Raw genomic sequence first — 15704 nt, 5'->3', positions numbered from 1 at the left:
TCCCTTTATCGCTGGACATTAACCTGGGTCGTTTTTGAAGACCAGCTGGGCTAGAAGGCCATAGGTCTGCCGCAGCCAGCCCTTGGCTGACAACCAGGCCGACGGTCGGAATGGAACCCCCGAATTCGCCCCTGTCACAGCCGGCCATGAATGGTCCCGCCCCCGAGCACGGATGAATCGCATCAACCGATGATCGATCAGGGCCATGAGACCCAGACCGACCAGGCAGGCGCTGCCGACCGGCCCCGGTGGCCAGGCCGCCGGAGCAGCCGCTTCGCCCAGCCAGGTGGCGGCAAAAGCCATGACTCCGGTACCCAGGGAGGTCAGTCGGGCCAGCAACAGACCCACTGGTGGCCAGAGCCAGGAGGTGAGCAATGCCAGCAGGCCGGTCACTGTGGCAGCGTCGACCACAGGGGTGACCAGCAGGTTGGCCAGCGGAGCCAGTAGAGGCAACCCAGGACTCATCAGCACCTGCACGGGCAGCGTACCGGCCTGGGCGCACAGGGTCGTGGCCAATGGACGTGCCAGAAATGCCGGCAGATGATCCTCAAGGAGGGCCGACAACCGCCGGTTACCCAGGCCGATGCCCAGCACGGCTCCACAGGAGAGAGCGAAGCCGAAGCTGGCAGCCATGGAAGGTCGCAGGATCAGAACCAGCAGGACGCACCAGGACAGCGTGTTCAATGACTGGGCAGGCCGGCAGGCGGCCAGAGCCAATGCCGAAAGAAGCCCCATGGCCTGAGCCCGCAAGACTGAATCCCCGGGAACCATCAGCATGCCCAAACCCAGATAGGCGGCAGACAAAACCAAGGCCATCAGCAAGGGAGGCGAGCGCAGGGCTCGCATGATCCTCACCAGCAGCGAGGCCAGGATCATGAAGTGCCCGCCGGAGACAGCCATCAGGTGCAGGATGCCCGATGCCCGGAAGTCCTGGGTCAGACGGGTTGCATAGGCGGGCTCCACTGCCGGTCTGCCCAGGGAGCCATCCGATCCGGGCAGGGCCTGGTTGCCTAGGATGCCCATGGTCAAACCCGGCACCAGGATCCTTCCCTGATCGTCCAGTCTGCCGGTCTGTTCGAGAAAGGCCCTTTGCATACGGGCGATCAATCGTCTACAGGGGCCTGGCGGCTCGACCTGTTTTGTGCCGTCTTCCACAGCCAACCAGGGAATAGGACGGCCGTAAGCAGGGGGCTCCAACAGGCCCCGCGCACGATACTGCCCGCCCTGTTGCAGCAGGCATGATCGGCTTCCAGCGAAGAGCATGATCCGTTCATCGGAAGGCATGCGCACCCCGGCCACAGTCACCCATTGCAGCCTGATCTCCGCCTGACAGTCCCAGCCTCGCCGAGAGGATGCACTCATAGGGCCCACAGCCCGGCCACGAATCTCGGCCAGCGCTTTTCCCTGACGGATCTGCCGGGCTGCCGGCCCGCTGCGCGCTGACTCATGACCGACTGCGGCGGCCAATGCTGCAGTCAGAGCCACCGCAGCCAAGACAGCCAAGGTCGGCAGTTTCCGAGGACCAAACCAAGTGGACGCCAAGGTCGGCACGGTGGGGATACAAGGAGACTCACAACCTTGGGGCAGGTGGTTTTGTGGGCATGAGCGAGAGGGGTGACGCAATACCTGACCCTTGCAATCGGAGTTCTCTGCAGCGACCAAACAAACGAGTTTGAAGGCAAGCAGGACCATAGCTATGAGTAATGGAAGCGCCAAGACAAGCGGCATCAACCAGACCGACATGCCCGTGCCCCCACCAGCTATGCCACCTCTGGACTCCCCTGCCGTCTTGGACCAGCCGCCGCTTTTGGCTGGCCCGGCCACGGATCCGCCCATGATTCGGTCCAGAAGCCACGGCACCAGCAGGGCAATCGCCCAGGCCAGACAGGCAGCGGGGAGCATACGAAGATTGCGATTGCCGTTTTCTCGATCAGCAGCAGGACGATCTCCTGCCCGGCCGGCCATCATTGCGCCACCAGATATGGGCGTAATCGGGCCAGGGTCTTGGCACCGATGCCGGGGACATCCAAAAGCTGATCGACCGAGGCGTAGCGACCGCCGATAGCACGACGATGCTCCAGTATTTTTGCTGCCGTGACCGGTCCGATTCCCTTGACATTCTCCAGATCCTCTTGGCTGGCGCTATTGAGATTCACTCGTCCAGTCTGATCTACTGTTCCCGCGGAGGTGCTGGTGGCCGGAGCAGCAGAGGGATTGCCCGCCCTTTCACCATGCTGAGCGGAATCTGAGACCGAGTCAGTATGCTCGCTGCCTTCGTCACCATGGGTGTTCCGACTGGGAACGTTTCCTGAAACATGCTTGCTTCGGTGTGCAGCACTGCTGGCATCGCCGTTTGCCGGAGTCGATGACATGCCCCCGGTTCCGTCGACTGCTACTCCTGCAGCCAGCGCCCGTTCCTGCTGGACCAGCAGGGTCAGGCTGACAGCAAGGGCAACCACCAGCATAAGAATGGCTGTCAAGGCCTGAAGCGGGGTAAACGACCAGACGGGCCGATTATGCCGAGTCTGGGATTCGGCCATGCCTTCGGCTGACCCCTCTGACCGGGCAGATTGATTCAGAGCCAGAGCTTGCAAGGGCGGCGCCGGCGGCTGGGTGATGTTGATGCTCATGGACCCAGCCTGGCATGAAAAAGCCCCCCGATATGAGGTCGAGGGGCTATGTGGTCGAAGGTCATCGCCTGTCCACAGCCTGGCTGCGGGCAGTGCAAGGTCAGGCCGGCACGACCGAAACGATCTTGGGCGCCTTGACGATGACCTTGCGAGGCTCCTTGCCGCCCAGCCGTTCCTGAACGGCGGGCAGTGCCAGGGCCATGGCCTCGAGCTGGTCGGGTGCGATGTCGGGGCTGACCTGCAGCTTGCCGCGGACCTTGCCCTTGATCTGGACCACGGCAGTGACCGTGTCCTCGCCAAGATAGCGATCATCCCATGTCGGCCACTGGGCATGCGCCAGGGATTCCTTGTGACCCAGTCGGCTCCAGAGCTCCTCGCAGATGTGTGGGGCAATGGGCGAAAGCATGAGCACCAGTGGCTCAACGGCTGCCCTGGGCGTCGGATTCAGCCCGGTCAGATGATTGTTGAGCACGATCATCCTGGCGATGGCCGTGTTGGGACGCATGGCCTCCATCTCCACGGTCACGTCGTGGATGGTGGTGTTGAGCAGCTTCAGGGTCTTCTGGTCGGGCTCACCCTCGTCCAGGACCACCTCACCTGTCTGCTCGTCCACCACGTTGCGCCAGAGCCGCTGCAGGAAGCGCATGCCGCCCACCACGTTGCGCGTGTTCCAGGGCCTGGACTCGTCCAGGGGTCCCATGCTCATCTCGTAGAGGCGGAAGGTGTCGGCCCCATAGGTGCGGTACATGTCGTCCGGAGTGATGATGTTCTTGAGGCTCTTGCCCATCTTGCCGAACTCGCGGTTGACCGGCTGACCCTGCCAGGTGTAGCTGACCTTGCCGCCCTCCTCATGCTCCTCCACCTCGGCGGCGGGCACGTACTGGCCGCGCTGGTCCGTGTAGGCGTAGGCCTGGATCATCCCCTGGTTGAAGAGCTTGTGGAAGGGCTCCTTGGACGAGACATAACCCAGATCGTAGAGGACCTTGTGCCAGAAGCGGGCATAGAGCAGGTGCAGCACGGCGTGCTCCACGCCGCCCACGTAGAGGTCGACGCCGCCCGACTCACCGGCCGTGGCGTTGTGCCTGGGCCCCAGCCAGTAGTCGTATTCCTCCGGATCGACCATGTGCTGGTCATCCTTGGGATCGATGTAGCGCATGTAGTACCAGCAGGAACCGGCCCAGTTGGGCATGGTGTTGGTGTCCCTGTGGTAGACCTTGGGGCCGTCGCCCAAATCCAGGGTCACGTTCACCCAGTCCTGGTTGCGGCTCAGCGGGGCCTCGGGGCTGGACTGGGCATCCTCGGGGTCGAAGGTCTTGGGCGAATAGTCGGGCACATCAGGCAGGGCCACCGGCAGCTGGTCGTCGGGCAGCAGGTGGGGCAGGCCCTGGTCGTCATAGACCACCGGGAAGGGCTCGCCCCAGTAGCGCTGACGGGAGAAGAGCCAGTCGCGCAGCCGGTAAGAGACCGTCCCATGACCGACTCCTGCCGACTCCAGCCATTCAGTGATCTTCTCAATGGCCTGGTCAACCCGCAGACCGTCCAGGCTGAGAGGGTCGCCAACGGCCTGAGTGGACTGGACAGAAGAGTTGACCACAATGCCGTCGTGGGAGACGAAAGGCGCCTTGCCGCGATAGTCATCCAGGGTCTGTCCGGAATCGGCCAGCGGGCTGACCGTGTAGACGACGGGCAGGCCATACTTGACGGCGAAGTCGTAATCGCGCTGATCGCCGCCTGGCACAGCCATGATGGCTCCAGTGCCGTAGTCCATCAGCACGTAGTCAGCGGTGAAAATAGGCAGCTTGGCCCCGGTGATGGGGTTGAGCGCATACAGCCCGGTAAACAGGCCTGTCTTGGCCCCTCCCTCGTCCACGCGATCCTTGGCGGTCTTGGCCTCGGCGGCCCTGCGATAGGCCTGCACGCCCTCCGCAGGATTGGCATAGCCGCCCTTCCACTGCTCAGGCACATCCTCAGGCCACTCCTGGGGCAGGTGCTGCAGCAGGTCGTGCTCGGGAGAGACCACGGCGAAGGTGGCGCCGAAAAGCGTATCGGGACGGGTGGTGTAGACTTCCATGGTCTGGTCGCCGTCAGGGCTGGGCACGGTGAAGTCCACCGAGGCCCCGTGCGACTCCCCGATCCAGTTGCGCTGCATGAGCTTGACCTTTTCGGGCCAGTCCAGAATGTCCAGATCCTCCAGAAGCCGGTGACCGTAGGCGGTGATGCGCATGGACCACTGTTTGAGCTCACGCTGGTAGACCGGATAGTTGCCGCGCTCGGAGCGGCCCTCTGCGGTCACTTCCTCGTTGGCCAGGACCGTGCCCAGCCCGGGGCACCAGTTGACCGGCGAGCGTGAGATGTAGGCCAGGCGGAAGTCGTTGAGCACCTCGGAGCGCTCGGCATCGTCCAGGTCCTCCCAGGAGGCGTCGGGATGGCCAGGGATGGCCTTGCTGCCGGACTTGAAGGCTTCGACCAGTTCGCTGATAGGCCTGGCCGAGCCCGTCCCCCCGTCGGCTCGACGGTAGTCGGGGTCGTACCAGGACTCGTAGATGCGCGAGAAGATCCACTGGGTCCAGCGCACGTAGTCCGTATCGATGGTGGCGAAGGAGCGGCGGTCGTCGAAGCTGAGCCCCAGCCGGTGCAGCTGCCAGCGCATGTTGGCGATGTTCTGCTCAGTGGTTACCCGGGGATGCTGGCCGGTCTGGACCGCATACTGCTCGGCGGGCAGGCCGAAGGCATCGTAGCCCATGGCGTGCAGGACGTTCTCACCCTTCATCCGGTGGTAGCGGCTGACCACGTCGGTGGCGATGTAGCCCAGGGGGTGGCCCACATGCAGGCCCTTGCCCGAGGGATAGGGAAACATGTCGATGACGAAGTAGGGACTGCGGCCTCCGGCGTGATCTCCCTGGGCATCGGTCAAGTCGCCCTTGGTGTTGGCTGCCCAGAAGGTGCCCTCCTTGTCCCAGCGCTTCTGCCAGTGCTCCTCGATGGTCTGCGCCATGGCGGCATCGTAGCGGAACTTGGGCTGATCGGATTCCTGGGTCTGCTGATGATCCCTGTCTTCATTCGCGTTCATATGGTGAATTATCGCCATTCACATGGACACGGCCGAGCCAGTGTCCAGTATCCGTCATCCTGGCGGAAGCCTTGCTCAGCGATCGCCGGGCCGCAGCGTGCGGGCGGCGGCATCAATGGAATAGCCGATGGACCTGGAGGCCCGGCCCAGGGCGGCCTTGAAGGATCCGTCCCGCATCATCCTCTTCAGGGCCTGGTCGATGACATCCACCAGCTCCGGATCCCCGTGGGGCACGCCGATGCCGTAATGTTCGTTGGAGAAGGGCTTGCCGACCAAACGCAGTTGGCCGCCGCCACGAACATGAGCCAGTCCGGCCAAGGCAAAATCGTCGCCGCTGGCGGCATCCGTGTCCCCGCTGAGCAGGGCCGTGACGCACTCGGGGAACTCCTCACGCTCCTGGACCTGGGCCTGGGGTGCTAGCGAGCGCACCAGAGCCCCGGAGGTGGATCCCGCTGCCACGCAGACCCGCTTCTGGGCCAGATCCTCCACCCCGGCGATGTCATTCTGGGTTCGACGAACCAGCAGATCCTGCCCTGCAGCCAGGTAGGGTCCGGCGAAATCCACCAGCTTCTGCCGTTCCTGGGTGATGGAGTAGCCGGCCACGACCATGTCCACCTGACCCTGTTCGAGCATGCGCTCGCGGTCTGCAGGCTTCACCTGGCGGAAGACGATCTGCGACTCGGCGTATCCCAGCTCGTGGACCACGTACTGGGCCACATCCACATCCAGACCCCGGTACTGGCCGGACTGGGCGAATCCAAGCCCGGGCTGGTCGAAGGAGATGCCCACGCTGATCTTGGGCCCGATGGAGCCGGCCCGGTAGCGATCCTCCTGGCGGCCGCACCCGCTCAGGGGCACGGCCAGAACCAGCGCCGCCAGAGCCGCCGCAATCCTGCGTGCAAACATGATCGGCCCCTACTTGAACATTCTCGAGCGCGTCAGGAACCAGGTCACCAGGGCGGTCACCAGACCTGACAGAATCACCACGACCGCGAAGCCCCAGGGCTTGTCGGTGAAGGGCATGCCGAACATGCCCTGGTTGAAGTTCATGCCGTACATGGAGAAGATCAGCGTGGGCACTGACAGGCTGATGGAGATGATGGTGAAGATCCTCATCACATTGTTGACGTTGTTGGAAACGATGGAGGCGAAGGCGTCGGTCATGTTCGAAAGCACGCTTGAGTAGATGTTGGCCATCTCGATGGCCTGTTTGTTCTCAGTGATCACGTCGCCCAGAAGGTCCTCGTCGTCCGGGTAGCGCTTGATCCGCTCCAGCCCGGTCAGCTTCTCCAGGACGATCTCGTTGGACTTGAGGCTGGTGGCGAAGTAGACCAAGGTCTTGTTGAGCTCCAGCAGCATAAGAATTTCGCGGTTCTGCATGGAGTGGCGCAGCTTGAGCTCCAGCCGGTCCGACTCGCGGTCGATGATGCGCAGGTAGCGCAGGTAGAGGGTGGCGTTGCGGTAGAGGATCTGCAGGATGAAGCGGGACTTCATGAAGGTGTTGAAACCCCGGATGGTGCCCTCCATAAAGGGATGAAGCAGGACGGTGTCCTGCATGCAGACGGTGACGATCAGATCCTCGGTGACGATGATGGACAGAGGGATGGTCTCGTAGTAGTCCCGGCCGTCGCGTTCCTCAGCCCGGGGAATGTCGACGATGACCATGGTGTACTCGTCCTCAACGTCCACACGCGAGCGCTCCTCATCGTCCAGGGGGGCACGCAGGTCAGCCAGGTCGATACCGGTGGTCTGGGAGACGTTGGCCAGCTCGACATCGGTGGGCGCCGATAAGCATATCCATGAGCCCTTGGAAGCCTTGCCGATCTGCTCGATCTGCCCGTTCATGGTGCTGAATACTCTCATCATCGCCATCACCGCCTCTCGTGCTCGAACCTGGCCGACGTTTCTGGCCGAACCGATAGTAGCAGACAACCAGTTACCGCCGTGTTCAATTCCGCAGGGTAGTCCCCGGTCATCCCCGCCATGGCCGCAGGACGGCGGGTTGGATTTTGGAGGCGTCGAAGCGAAAATGCCCGGTGATGGGACGGTGGCCTGGCGAGCCCAGGTAGTCGTTCTCCCTGTCGCGCTGGCCCATGTTGTGCAGAAGCAGGGGAATGCCACGGCTGTCCCTTCTATCGGAGGCCATGCCGATGTGCCAGGAGGTGTCGAAGATGACGATGTCGCCCTGCTGCCACTGGTCGGTGGTCGCAGTGTCGTTGGTCAGACGCTGGGCATGCCGGGACAGGAATACGCCGAGGACGTTGGTGCGCCTGAAATCGATGTTCGGATCCGGGCTGCTGATGACTCCGGCATAGGCCCCAGGAGACGAGGCGATGTCGGCGTCAACCATGGCTTTCAGATCGTAGCCGGCCTGTCGGAAGGCCCTCCAGATCTCGTCGGTGCAGGCGCCTCGGTCATCGGGGGGATAGCCGCCCTGGTAGTAGCCGCTGTCATAATGAGGATGGCGGCGGGCCTCCTGATGGGCTCCACGCACCATGGCCGTGTAGTCATCCACGCCGTCATGGTTGTAGTCTACAGGCGAGGTCAGAGGCGAATGGGCCGCGGTCTGCTCTGGAGAATATCCAGGAGGGCCGTGAGAAGCGGTCCTGGGGCCGTTTGCGGAGGAGTTTTGATTGTCTGAATGGCGAGCAGGCCCGACGCCCACCAGCCTGCCAGCCAGGGCCAAGGAGCCCGCCACAATCAATGCAAGCGCCAGCAGGACAGCCGCCCACCGCAGAACCACTGTCCGCCGCTGGCTGCGGCCGCCGCGGTTTCGCTCTGTAGACACAGCGGTCACCTCATCCGGTTGCGCAGGGGCCTGCCATCCATGAACCGATGAAGGTTATCCAGGCAGATTTCCCGAACCTTGTCCATGTTGGAGGGCAGGTAGGCTCCCCCGGCCACATGCGGGGTGAGCAGGCAGCGTGGTTGCCTCCAGAGCGGGTGGTCTTCAGGCAGGGGCTCCGGTTCGGTCACATCCAGACCTGCACCGAAAATGCCGTCCTTATCCAGGGCTTGGGCCAGAGCCATGCAGTCCACGGCATCTCCCCTGCCCGCGTTGATCAGCACGGCGGTGGACTTCATCAATGCAAGACGATGGTCATCGATGATGTGCCGGGTCTGCGGCGTTGAAGGCAGGGCCAGAGCCACTACATCCATCTCAGGCAGCAGGGCATCCAGATCATCAAAACCAGCCAGACGGTCGAACCCCTCCACCGGCTGGTCGGGATGGCGCCTGATACCGATGGTCCGAGCGCCTACGGCCTTGGCCAGACGAGCGAAGGAGGCTCCGATATCCCCTGTGCCTAAAACCAGGACCTGGCAGCCATGCGGCGAAAGGACGGCCCCGCGAGGTTCCCAACGTCCCAAACGCTGATTGTCCCGGTAGGCCGGCAGGTCCTTCATCAGAGCCCACATCATGGCGAACATGTGCTCGGAGACCGACTGCCCGTAAGCGCCTGAGGCGCTGGTCAACATGGCGTCCGGAGGCAGAACCCCCGGTTTCATGTAGGCATCCACACCCGCGCTGCTGGTCTGCAGCCAGACCAGGTTACGGCAGGCAACTACCTGCTCGGCCGGCGGATTACCCAAAATGATCGTGGCCTCCGATCGGAGGGATTCAGGGACATCGATGAGCCAATGCATGCTCTGCCGCATGTCCGTGTCGACAATGAACTCCTGACGAACGCCTGGAGCCGCCTGGAGGAATTCCTGTCGTTCACTCTGGTCCAAGGGCAGGCAGTTGATGATGAGCTGGTCCCCAGGATGGTTCTCGTTCCGCTTTTCAACCCGCACTTCGGCATCGTTTTTGCCGGTCATGGTCCGCCGCCTTTCCGTTGCTGCCGACCCCCTTGGTCGCCCCTTGTTCATCATGCTAGCGCACTTGCAAGCTCAGGAATGCCTCAAGACCATTCGAGGATAAAATCCATCAAATAGCTCACAATCCCTGCAATTCCGGGGCAACACACTGAGTTGCTCCATTCGCCAATCCCGGTGTACTATAAGCAAGGCTTCACCAAGCAAGGCAAGCACGGGGCTATGGCGCAGCTGGTAGCGCGTCTCCATGGCATGGAGAAGGTCGGGGGTTCGAATCCCCCTAGCTCCACAGATAGGATCCCGAGGTCACCTCGGGATCTTTTTATATTCGTTGGGCTTGTAAACGCCAGATCGGGGCCTATAGGAACTAAACGCGTTGTTTTAGGTTCTGTGTGTGGGTTTGGTTGTGTGTTGGTCAGAGTGTGGTGTTGGGGTATCTGACTGGTGTGTGGAACTCGTTCCAGTTGATGGCGGTGCCGTAGTGTTCGGGCTCGTCCTGTTCCTGTCTGGTTTCCCGTTTGGGTGCTGGTTGTGGCTGGTGGTGTTCGTCCCTGATCAGGCTGGCGGGGTCGGGGTTGTCGGTTTTCATGCAGCAGTGCCATTCGCAGGCGCGTCCCATGTGGCTCTCGGGTAGGCCGTGGTGTTGCAGGAGGGTGCGTTTGATGGGTGGGTTGACTCCTCCTTCCGGCCGGTTGGTGGTGCGTTCCACTGGCCCGCCGGCGGTGAGTTCGGGTTCCAGGAAGGCGAAGAGCGGCCTGTCTTGGAAGAGGTGTTCGAGCCTGCGGTAGCAGCGGCGGAGTTCCTGGTGGGTCCACCACCAGGATTGGTGGCTGGCTTTGGGGTTGGCTGGGTCGTCCTTGGCCATGGTGCGTTCGTCGATGAGGGTTTTCCATCTTTCGTGCCAGGCGTTCAAGGCCTCACCCCAACGCACCGCTTCCTCGATGGTATGGACCCGGGTGAGCTGGTCGGAGAGTCGCTTGAGTTCCTTGCCGGCCTGAAGTCGTGGTTTGAGTGTCAGGTCGGTTTTGGTGTTGCGTTGCACGTGCACCAGGCAGCGTTGGATGCGCGTGCCCGGCCAGCAGGCATGGCAGGCTCTGCACGCCGCGAAGGCCGTCGGTGATGAGCACGTCGGGCCCGGGGATGCGGGAGGACAGGGCCGTGCAGGCCGCCGTGTTCTCCTGATGGCACCACTGCCGGTCGATGACCTGGCCCGTCTGCCCGTCGATCGCTATCAGGAGGCACCAGCCGTGTGCCATATACGTGCCGTCGGCCATGAGCGTGTGATGGACCACCCCGTCCGGTGTGATTGCCGGCTTGATGTTCCAGCACCAGCCGACCCGTTTACGCCAGGCCCTGGCGCCCATGGCCCCCATCTGTTCCCGGGTCCTGCCCGTCAGCGGCCGGTCCGGGAACTCCCTCAACTGCGCGGCGCGGGCCCGGTCCTGCCTGCGCGCGGTGGACGTGATCGAGCAGGACGGACACATCCAGCGCTGCGTGCCTGATCTGTTGCGCCCATGCCTGCGCATCCGCCCATGGCATATGGGGCAATGCCTGGCCCTCTTCGATCTGGTTCTCATTCCCCAATCGAACAGGAACGGGCACCCCTGCAAGACCCCTATTAACAACCCGACCTATTAACAACCACCCAACACGCTTACAGCCACAAGGCCAAACCCCCAACATAAACAACACGTTTAGTTCCTATAGCCCAAGAATGTGCCCCGGCATGTATTTCCTGACGACGTGGATAAAGTTCATGGTTGGCCTGGCCTCTAGTGTTTTGTGGGTTGGTTCTTGTGGGTGAGGCGTGTGCAGAGGATGGTGGTGGCTATGGCGACGGCCAGGAGCAGGAGGGACATGGGTAGGAAGATGTCTGCGATGATGGGTGTGTGTTGTATGCCGACCCCGTCCCGGACGAAGCTTATCGCCACGGATGCCTCGGTGATGGCCACGGCGACGAGGGAGAGGATGATGCCGGCGGTGACGTCGAGTGTGGTCTCGATGGCCGCTGACCAGGCGAGGGCGCCGCGGGTGACGCCCATCTGGTTGAGGCGCCGGTTCTGCATGCGTCGTTCGCTGATTCCTATGGCTATAGATTGGACGAGGAATATCAGGGCCAGGATGGTGCCGCCGGCTATCATGAGCGGTGTTCCCTGCTGCTCCTTGATGCTGGTCTTGATGTAGTCGTCGATGAAGTCCTGCCTGTTCAAGGCGGTGATCTTGTGGGTGGTGTCCCTTATCTGTTGGGCTATGTCGTCGGCCTGGGTGTGGTCGCGGGCGGTGATGAAGGCGTACAGTCGGCCGTTCTCGCCCTCCCTGGGCAGGCCATCCTCGGTCGTGAGCATGTCCATGTTCACGTGGGGGGTGGTCTTGGGCGGCTCGATGACGGCCACGACCTGGACCTGGTGTCTTTTGTCGTGGCGGTCGATGAGGGTGATCGTGTCGCCCGGCTTGCGCTGGTTGTCGTATGCTCTGCTTATGGCCACCTTGCCGGCGCCCAGGTCGGCCAGGCTGCCCTGGAGCACCTTGGGGGCGGTGTCCTTGTGGCTGGGGTCGGCCAGGTCACGGGCCTGGGCCCAGGTGACCTGGGGGAAGGTGTCCATCTGGATGTTTCCGTGCTTGTCGGTCAGGACCCATTGCTGGGTCTGGTAGATGTCGGCTGTGCCGACCTCCCGTCCGAGCCCCTGCAGCGTGCGCGAGATCCTGCCGGCCTGGGACAGGTCGTCCGAGGAGGCCACCACGTCGGCCTTCATGGGCTCGATGCTGAGCACCACCGAGCTCATGCGGCCCGCCTGCATGATGAGGATGAAGGAGACCAGAATGGTCAGCGCCATCATGGCCGGCAACGCTATGGCCGTGGCGCCTGCCCTGCCCCTGCGGACCCGTTGCCGGGCCAGCAGGCCCGGTCCGGCCGCGGTTTTTTCGGCCAGCAGGCCCAGCAGGGATGCTACCGGGGGGACCAGCAGGGGGGCGGCCACGTACACGGTGATTATCAGTAGGACGATCAAGCCCAGCAGCCGGTCGTAGAACTCCGAGCGGTCGACCGGCATGAAGGCGACCGTGATAGAGGCTAGGAACAGGGCCAGGGAGCATACGATCCGCAACCGGCTGGCCTTTTTGTCCTTGACGGCCGGTTGTGTCATCAGCTTCAGGGGGGTCTCGGCCCCGAACCTGCGCGTGGCCAGCCACACGCCCAGCAGGCAGACCGCCATCATCAGGGCGAAGGCCACGGCCGCCACCCACAGGCGGGCCCTGGGGTGGAAGAGCAGGTCGATGTCCGTGGTGCCCATGGCCCTTATGAAGGCCATGCCCACAGGAACGGTCAGCAGGGATCCGGCCAGGCATCCCGCGGCGTCGGCCAGGGCCAGGGGCAGGGAGAACTCTCGCAGGGCCATGGCCACGACCTGTTTGCCCGAGGCGCCGTTGAGCCGCATCAGGCCGTATTCCCGGCGCCTTTCCTGGACCAGGAAGGACACCGATGACAGGACCAGGAACACCGTCACCAGCAGGCAGAACACCAGCGCGATCAGCGACACAGTGTTCAATGCCAGGTCGTAGTAGGCCTTGGTCAGAATGCGGTGGTAGGCGTTCAGGCCCTCCAGGCCGTGCAGGCCGTCGTAGGCCAGGCCCGCCTGACGTGCCTGCAGGGTCGCGCAGGACAGGGTCGTGGCGGCGAACACGGCCAGGCACATGATCCAGTAGGAGGAGCGGTGGGCCCTGACCAGGGAGAAGGACAGGCTGGCCCTTGTTGGCCGCTTGCGCCAGGGTCGGCTCGCCTGCTGGGCCGGGGAGGCCATGCCCGCGCTCACCGGTCGGCCCCGCTCAACGTGGTCTCGGCCAGGTGCATGGCCAGCTGCTCGGCCGTGCAGCCCGACCACACCGAGTGGATGCGGCCGTCGACCAGGAACACGGTGCTGCCAGCACGGGCCGCCACATCCGGGTCGTGGGTCACCATCAGCACCGTGGACCCCCGCGCCGCCACCTGGCCGAAGGCGTCCAGCACCAGCTGGGAGCCGGCGGTGTCCAGGGCGCCCGTCGGCTCGTCGGCAAAGACGACCGAGGGCCTCGAGGCCAAAGCCCTGGCCACCGCCACACGCTGCCGCTGCCCGCCCGACATGTCCGAGGGATAGACGTCGGCGAAACCATCCAGACCCACCGCCTGCAGGGCCCGCACGGCGTCGTCGACCTCGATGCGCGGCCCGCCGAAGAGGAAGGACAGCATCACGTTCTGCAGGCATGTGAACGCTTCGACGAGGTTGTAGTCCTGAAACACGAACCCGATCAGGTCACGCCTGACACGTGTCAGGTCGGCCTCTCCCATCCGGGCCAGGTCATGCTGCCCGATGTGCACCAAGCCCTGGTCGACCGGCAGCAGGCCCGAGGCGCAATTCAGCAGGGTCGACTTGCCCGCGCCCGAGGGCCCCATGATCGCCGTCCACGACCCAGGCGGGCATTGCAGGGACACGTCGGTGATGCCGGCCCCGCCCGAACCGTAATGATAGGAGACACCCTCAAGGGACAGAAACTCACCAGCCATACCCAACCCCAATCCACAGCCCGACGAAACCCCGAGCACCATACGAATCCACAACGCGAAAAGCTACAGCGAACTTTACACTGAGACGCAATACAAGTATTGCTGGGCTATAGGAACTAAACGCGTTGTTTTAGGTTCTGTGTGTGGGTTTGGTTGTGTGTTGGTCAGAGTGTGGTGTTGGGGTATCTGACTGGTGTGTGGAACTCGTTCCAGTTGATGGCGGTGCCGTAGTGTTCGGGCTCGTCCTGTTCCTGTCTGGTTTCCCGTTTGGGTGCTGGTTGTGGCTGCTGGTGTTCGTCCCTGATCAGGCTGGCGGGGTCGGGGTTGTCGGTTTTCATGCAGCAGTGCCATTCGCAGGCGCGTCCCATGTGGCTCTCGGGTAGGCCGTGGTGTTGCAGGAGGGTGCGTTTGATGGGTGGGTTGACTCCTCCTTCCGGCCGGTTGGTGGTGCGTTCCACTGGCCCGCCGGCGGTGAGTTCGGGTTCCAGGAAGGCGAAGAGCGGCCTGTCTTGGAAGAGGTGTTCGAGCCTGCGGTAGCAGCGGCGGAGTTCCTGGTGGGTCCACCACCAGGATTGGTGGCTGGCTTTGGGGTTGGCTGGGTCGTCCTTGGCCATGGTGCGTTCGTCGATGAGGGTTTTCCATCTTTCGTGCCAGGCGTTCAAGGCCTCACCCCAACGCACCGCTTCCTCGATGGTATGGACCCGGGTGAGCTGGTCGGAGAGTCGCTTGAGTTCCTTGCCGGCCTGAAGTCGTGGTTTGAGTGTCGGGTCGGTTTTGGTGTTGCGTTGCACGTGCACCAGGCAGCGTTGGATGCGCGTGCCCGGCAGCAGGCATGGCAGGCTTTCTGCACGCCGCGAAGGCCGTCGGTGATGAGCACGTCGGGCCCGGGGATGCGGGAGGACAGGGCCGTGCAGGCCGCCGTGTTCTCCTGATGGCACCACTGCCGGTCGATGACCTGGCCCGTCTGCCCGTCGATCGCTATCAGGAGGCACCAGCCGTGTGCCATATACGTGCCGTCGGCCATGAGCGTGTGATGGACCACCCCGTCCGGTGTGATTGCCGGCTTGATGTTCCAGCACCAGCCGACCCGTTTACGCCAGGCCCTGGCGCCCATGGCCCCCATCTGTTCCCGGGTCCTGCCCGTCAGCGGCCGGTCCGGGAACTCCCTCAACTGCGCGGCGCGGGCCCGGTCCTGCCTGCGCGCGGTGGACGTGATCGAGCAGGACGGACACATCCAGCGCTGCGTGCCTGATCTGTTGCGCCCATGCTTGCGCATCCGCCCATGGCATATGGGGCAATGCCTGGCCCTCTTCGATCTGGTTCTCATTCCCCAATCGAACAGGAACGGGCACCCCTGCAAGACCCCTATTAACAACCCGACCTATTAACAACCACCCAACACGCTTACAGCCACAAGGCCAAACCCCCAACATAAACAACGCGTTTAGTTCCTATAGCCCAGAATCTCTGAAGTGGGTGTCACTGCTCCAGGAAATCGGTGCAGACGCAGTCGTTAATATCATTCAGAATGGAAGCCACGGGGGAGGATCAGGTAAGTATAGACGCTGGGAAAAGTTTGCTATGCAAACGGCTTGGTGTCTTGACATCATTGGATGCAGCAATTGAAGGTCCATCTCTACTCAAAGGAAAG

At 63.0% G+C, this 15704-nt stretch carries 9 protein-coding genes, 1 tRNA gene and 2 pseudogenes; 1 reads left to right on the top strand and 11 read right to left on the bottom strand.

The annotated features are described in order from the left end of the window. Positions 1–18: 18 nt before the first annotated feature. The 7 genes from RAM15_RS03425 to RAM15_RS03395 form a co-directional block, all read right to left on the bottom strand. Positions 19–1503 (bottom strand): ComEC/Rec2 family competence protein, encoded by a 1485-nt coding sequence (locus RAM15_RS03425; protein WP_306222085.1) that lies wholly within the window; start codon positions 1501–1503, stop codon positions 19–21. A gap of 461 nt (positions 1504–1964) precedes the next feature. Then, positions 1965–2630 (bottom strand): ComEA family DNA-binding protein, encoded by a 666-nt coding sequence (locus tag RAM15_RS03420; RefSeq protein ID WP_306222084.1) that lies wholly within the window; start codon positions 2628–2630, stop codon positions 1965–1967. 100 nt (positions 2631–2730) lie between these two features. Next, positions 2731–5700 carry a leucine--tRNA ligase gene (gene leuS / locus RAM15_RS03415; RefSeq protein ID WP_306222082.1) on the bottom strand — a complete coding sequence of 990 codons (2970 nt, stop codon included), beginning with the start codon at positions 5698–5700 and terminating at the stop codon, positions 2731–2733. Between the two features lie 75 nt (positions 5701–5775). Beyond that, complete coding sequence (locus tag RAM15_RS03410) at positions 5776–6606, bottom strand: glutamate ABC transporter substrate-binding protein (protein ID WP_306222081.1); 831 nt, start codon at positions 6604–6606, stop codon at positions 5776–5778. A 9-nt stretch (positions 6607–6615) separates the two neighbouring features. Further along, positions 6616–7566 (bottom strand): magnesium transporter CorA family protein, encoded by a 951-nt coding sequence (locus RAM15_RS03405; RefSeq protein ID WP_024627661.1) that lies wholly within the window; start codon positions 7564–7566, stop codon positions 6616–6618. Between the two features lie 106 nt (positions 7567–7672). Beyond that, the gene (locus tag RAM15_RS03400) at positions 7673–8488 is read right to left on the bottom strand and encodes a DUF1287 domain-containing protein (RefSeq protein ID WP_306222080.1); all 816 of its coding nucleotides are present in this window, start codon (positions 8486–8488) and stop codon (positions 7673–7675) included. 5 nt (positions 8489–8493) lie between these two features. Beyond that, on the bottom strand, positions 8494–9519 hold the full coding sequence (locus RAM15_RS03395) for a D-2-hydroxyacid dehydrogenase (RefSeq protein WP_306222078.1): 1026 nt from the start codon (positions 9517–9519) through the stop codon (positions 8494–8496). 213 nt (positions 9520–9732) lie between these two features. Between RAM15_RS03395 and RAM15_RS03390 the strand changes: the two genes are divergently transcribed. Further along, positions 9733–9805: transfer RNA gene (locus RAM15_RS03390), tRNA-Ala, on the top strand. Positions 9806–9931: 126 nt separating this feature from the next. Here RAM15_RS03390 and RAM15_RS03385 read toward each other — a convergent pair. From RAM15_RS03385 to RAM15_RS03370, 4 genes and pseudogenes are all read right to left on the bottom strand, one after another. Beyond that, positions 9932–11093, bottom strand: a pseudogene (locus RAM15_RS03385) (IS1249 family transposase). A 195-nt stretch (positions 11094–11288) separates the two neighbouring features. Then, positions 11289–13325, bottom strand: a complete 2037-nt coding sequence (locus RAM15_RS03380) for an ABC transporter permease (RefSeq protein WP_033512067.1) — start codon at positions 13323–13325, stop codon at positions 11289–11291. After that, complete coding sequence (locus RAM15_RS03375) at positions 13322–14053, bottom strand: ABC transporter ATP-binding protein (RefSeq protein WP_029676375.1); 732 nt, start codon at positions 14051–14053, stop codon at positions 13322–13324. Before RAM15_RS03375 ends, RAM15_RS03380 begins: the two co-directional genes overlap by 4 nt. A 164-nt stretch (positions 14054–14217) precedes the next feature. Continuing rightward, positions 14218–15380, bottom strand: a pseudogene (locus RAM15_RS03370) (IS1249 family transposase). Positions 15381–15704: the final 324 nt, after the last annotated feature.

The sequence above is a fragment of the Bifidobacterium asteroides genome, from assembly GCF_030758775.1.
GTDB lineage: Bacteria > Actinomycetota > Actinomycetes > Actinomycetales > Bifidobacteriaceae > Bombiscardovia > Bombiscardovia kimbladii.
This window is presented reverse-complemented; position numbering and strand designations above follow the sequence as displayed.

Excerpts from the sequence above, each read along its gene's own strand:
- RAM15_RS03410 (WP_306222081.1), bottom strand. The coding sequence starts at position 6,606 with ATGTTTGCACGCAGGATTGCGGCGGCTCTGGCGGCGCTGGTTCTGGCC.
- leuS (WP_306222082.1), bottom strand. The coding sequence starts at position 5,700 with ATGAACGCGAATGAAGACAGGGATCATCAGCAGACCCAGGAATCCGAT.
- RAM15_RS03375 (WP_029676375.1), bottom strand. The coding sequence starts at position 14,053 with ATGGCTGGTGAGTTTCTGTCCCTTGAGGGTGTCTCCTATCATTACGGT.
- RAM15_RS03405 (WP_024627661.1), bottom strand. The coding sequence starts at position 7,566 with ATGATGAGAGTATTCAGCACCATGAACGGGCAGATCGAGCAGATCGGC.
- RAM15_RS03395 (WP_306222078.1), bottom strand. The coding sequence starts at position 9,519 with ATGACCGGCAAAAACGATGCCGAAGTGCGGGTTGAAAAGCGGAACGAG.
- RAM15_RS03420 (WP_306222084.1), bottom strand. The coding sequence starts at position 2,630 with ATGAGCATCAACATCACCCAGCCGCCGGCGCCGCCCTTGCAAGCTCTG.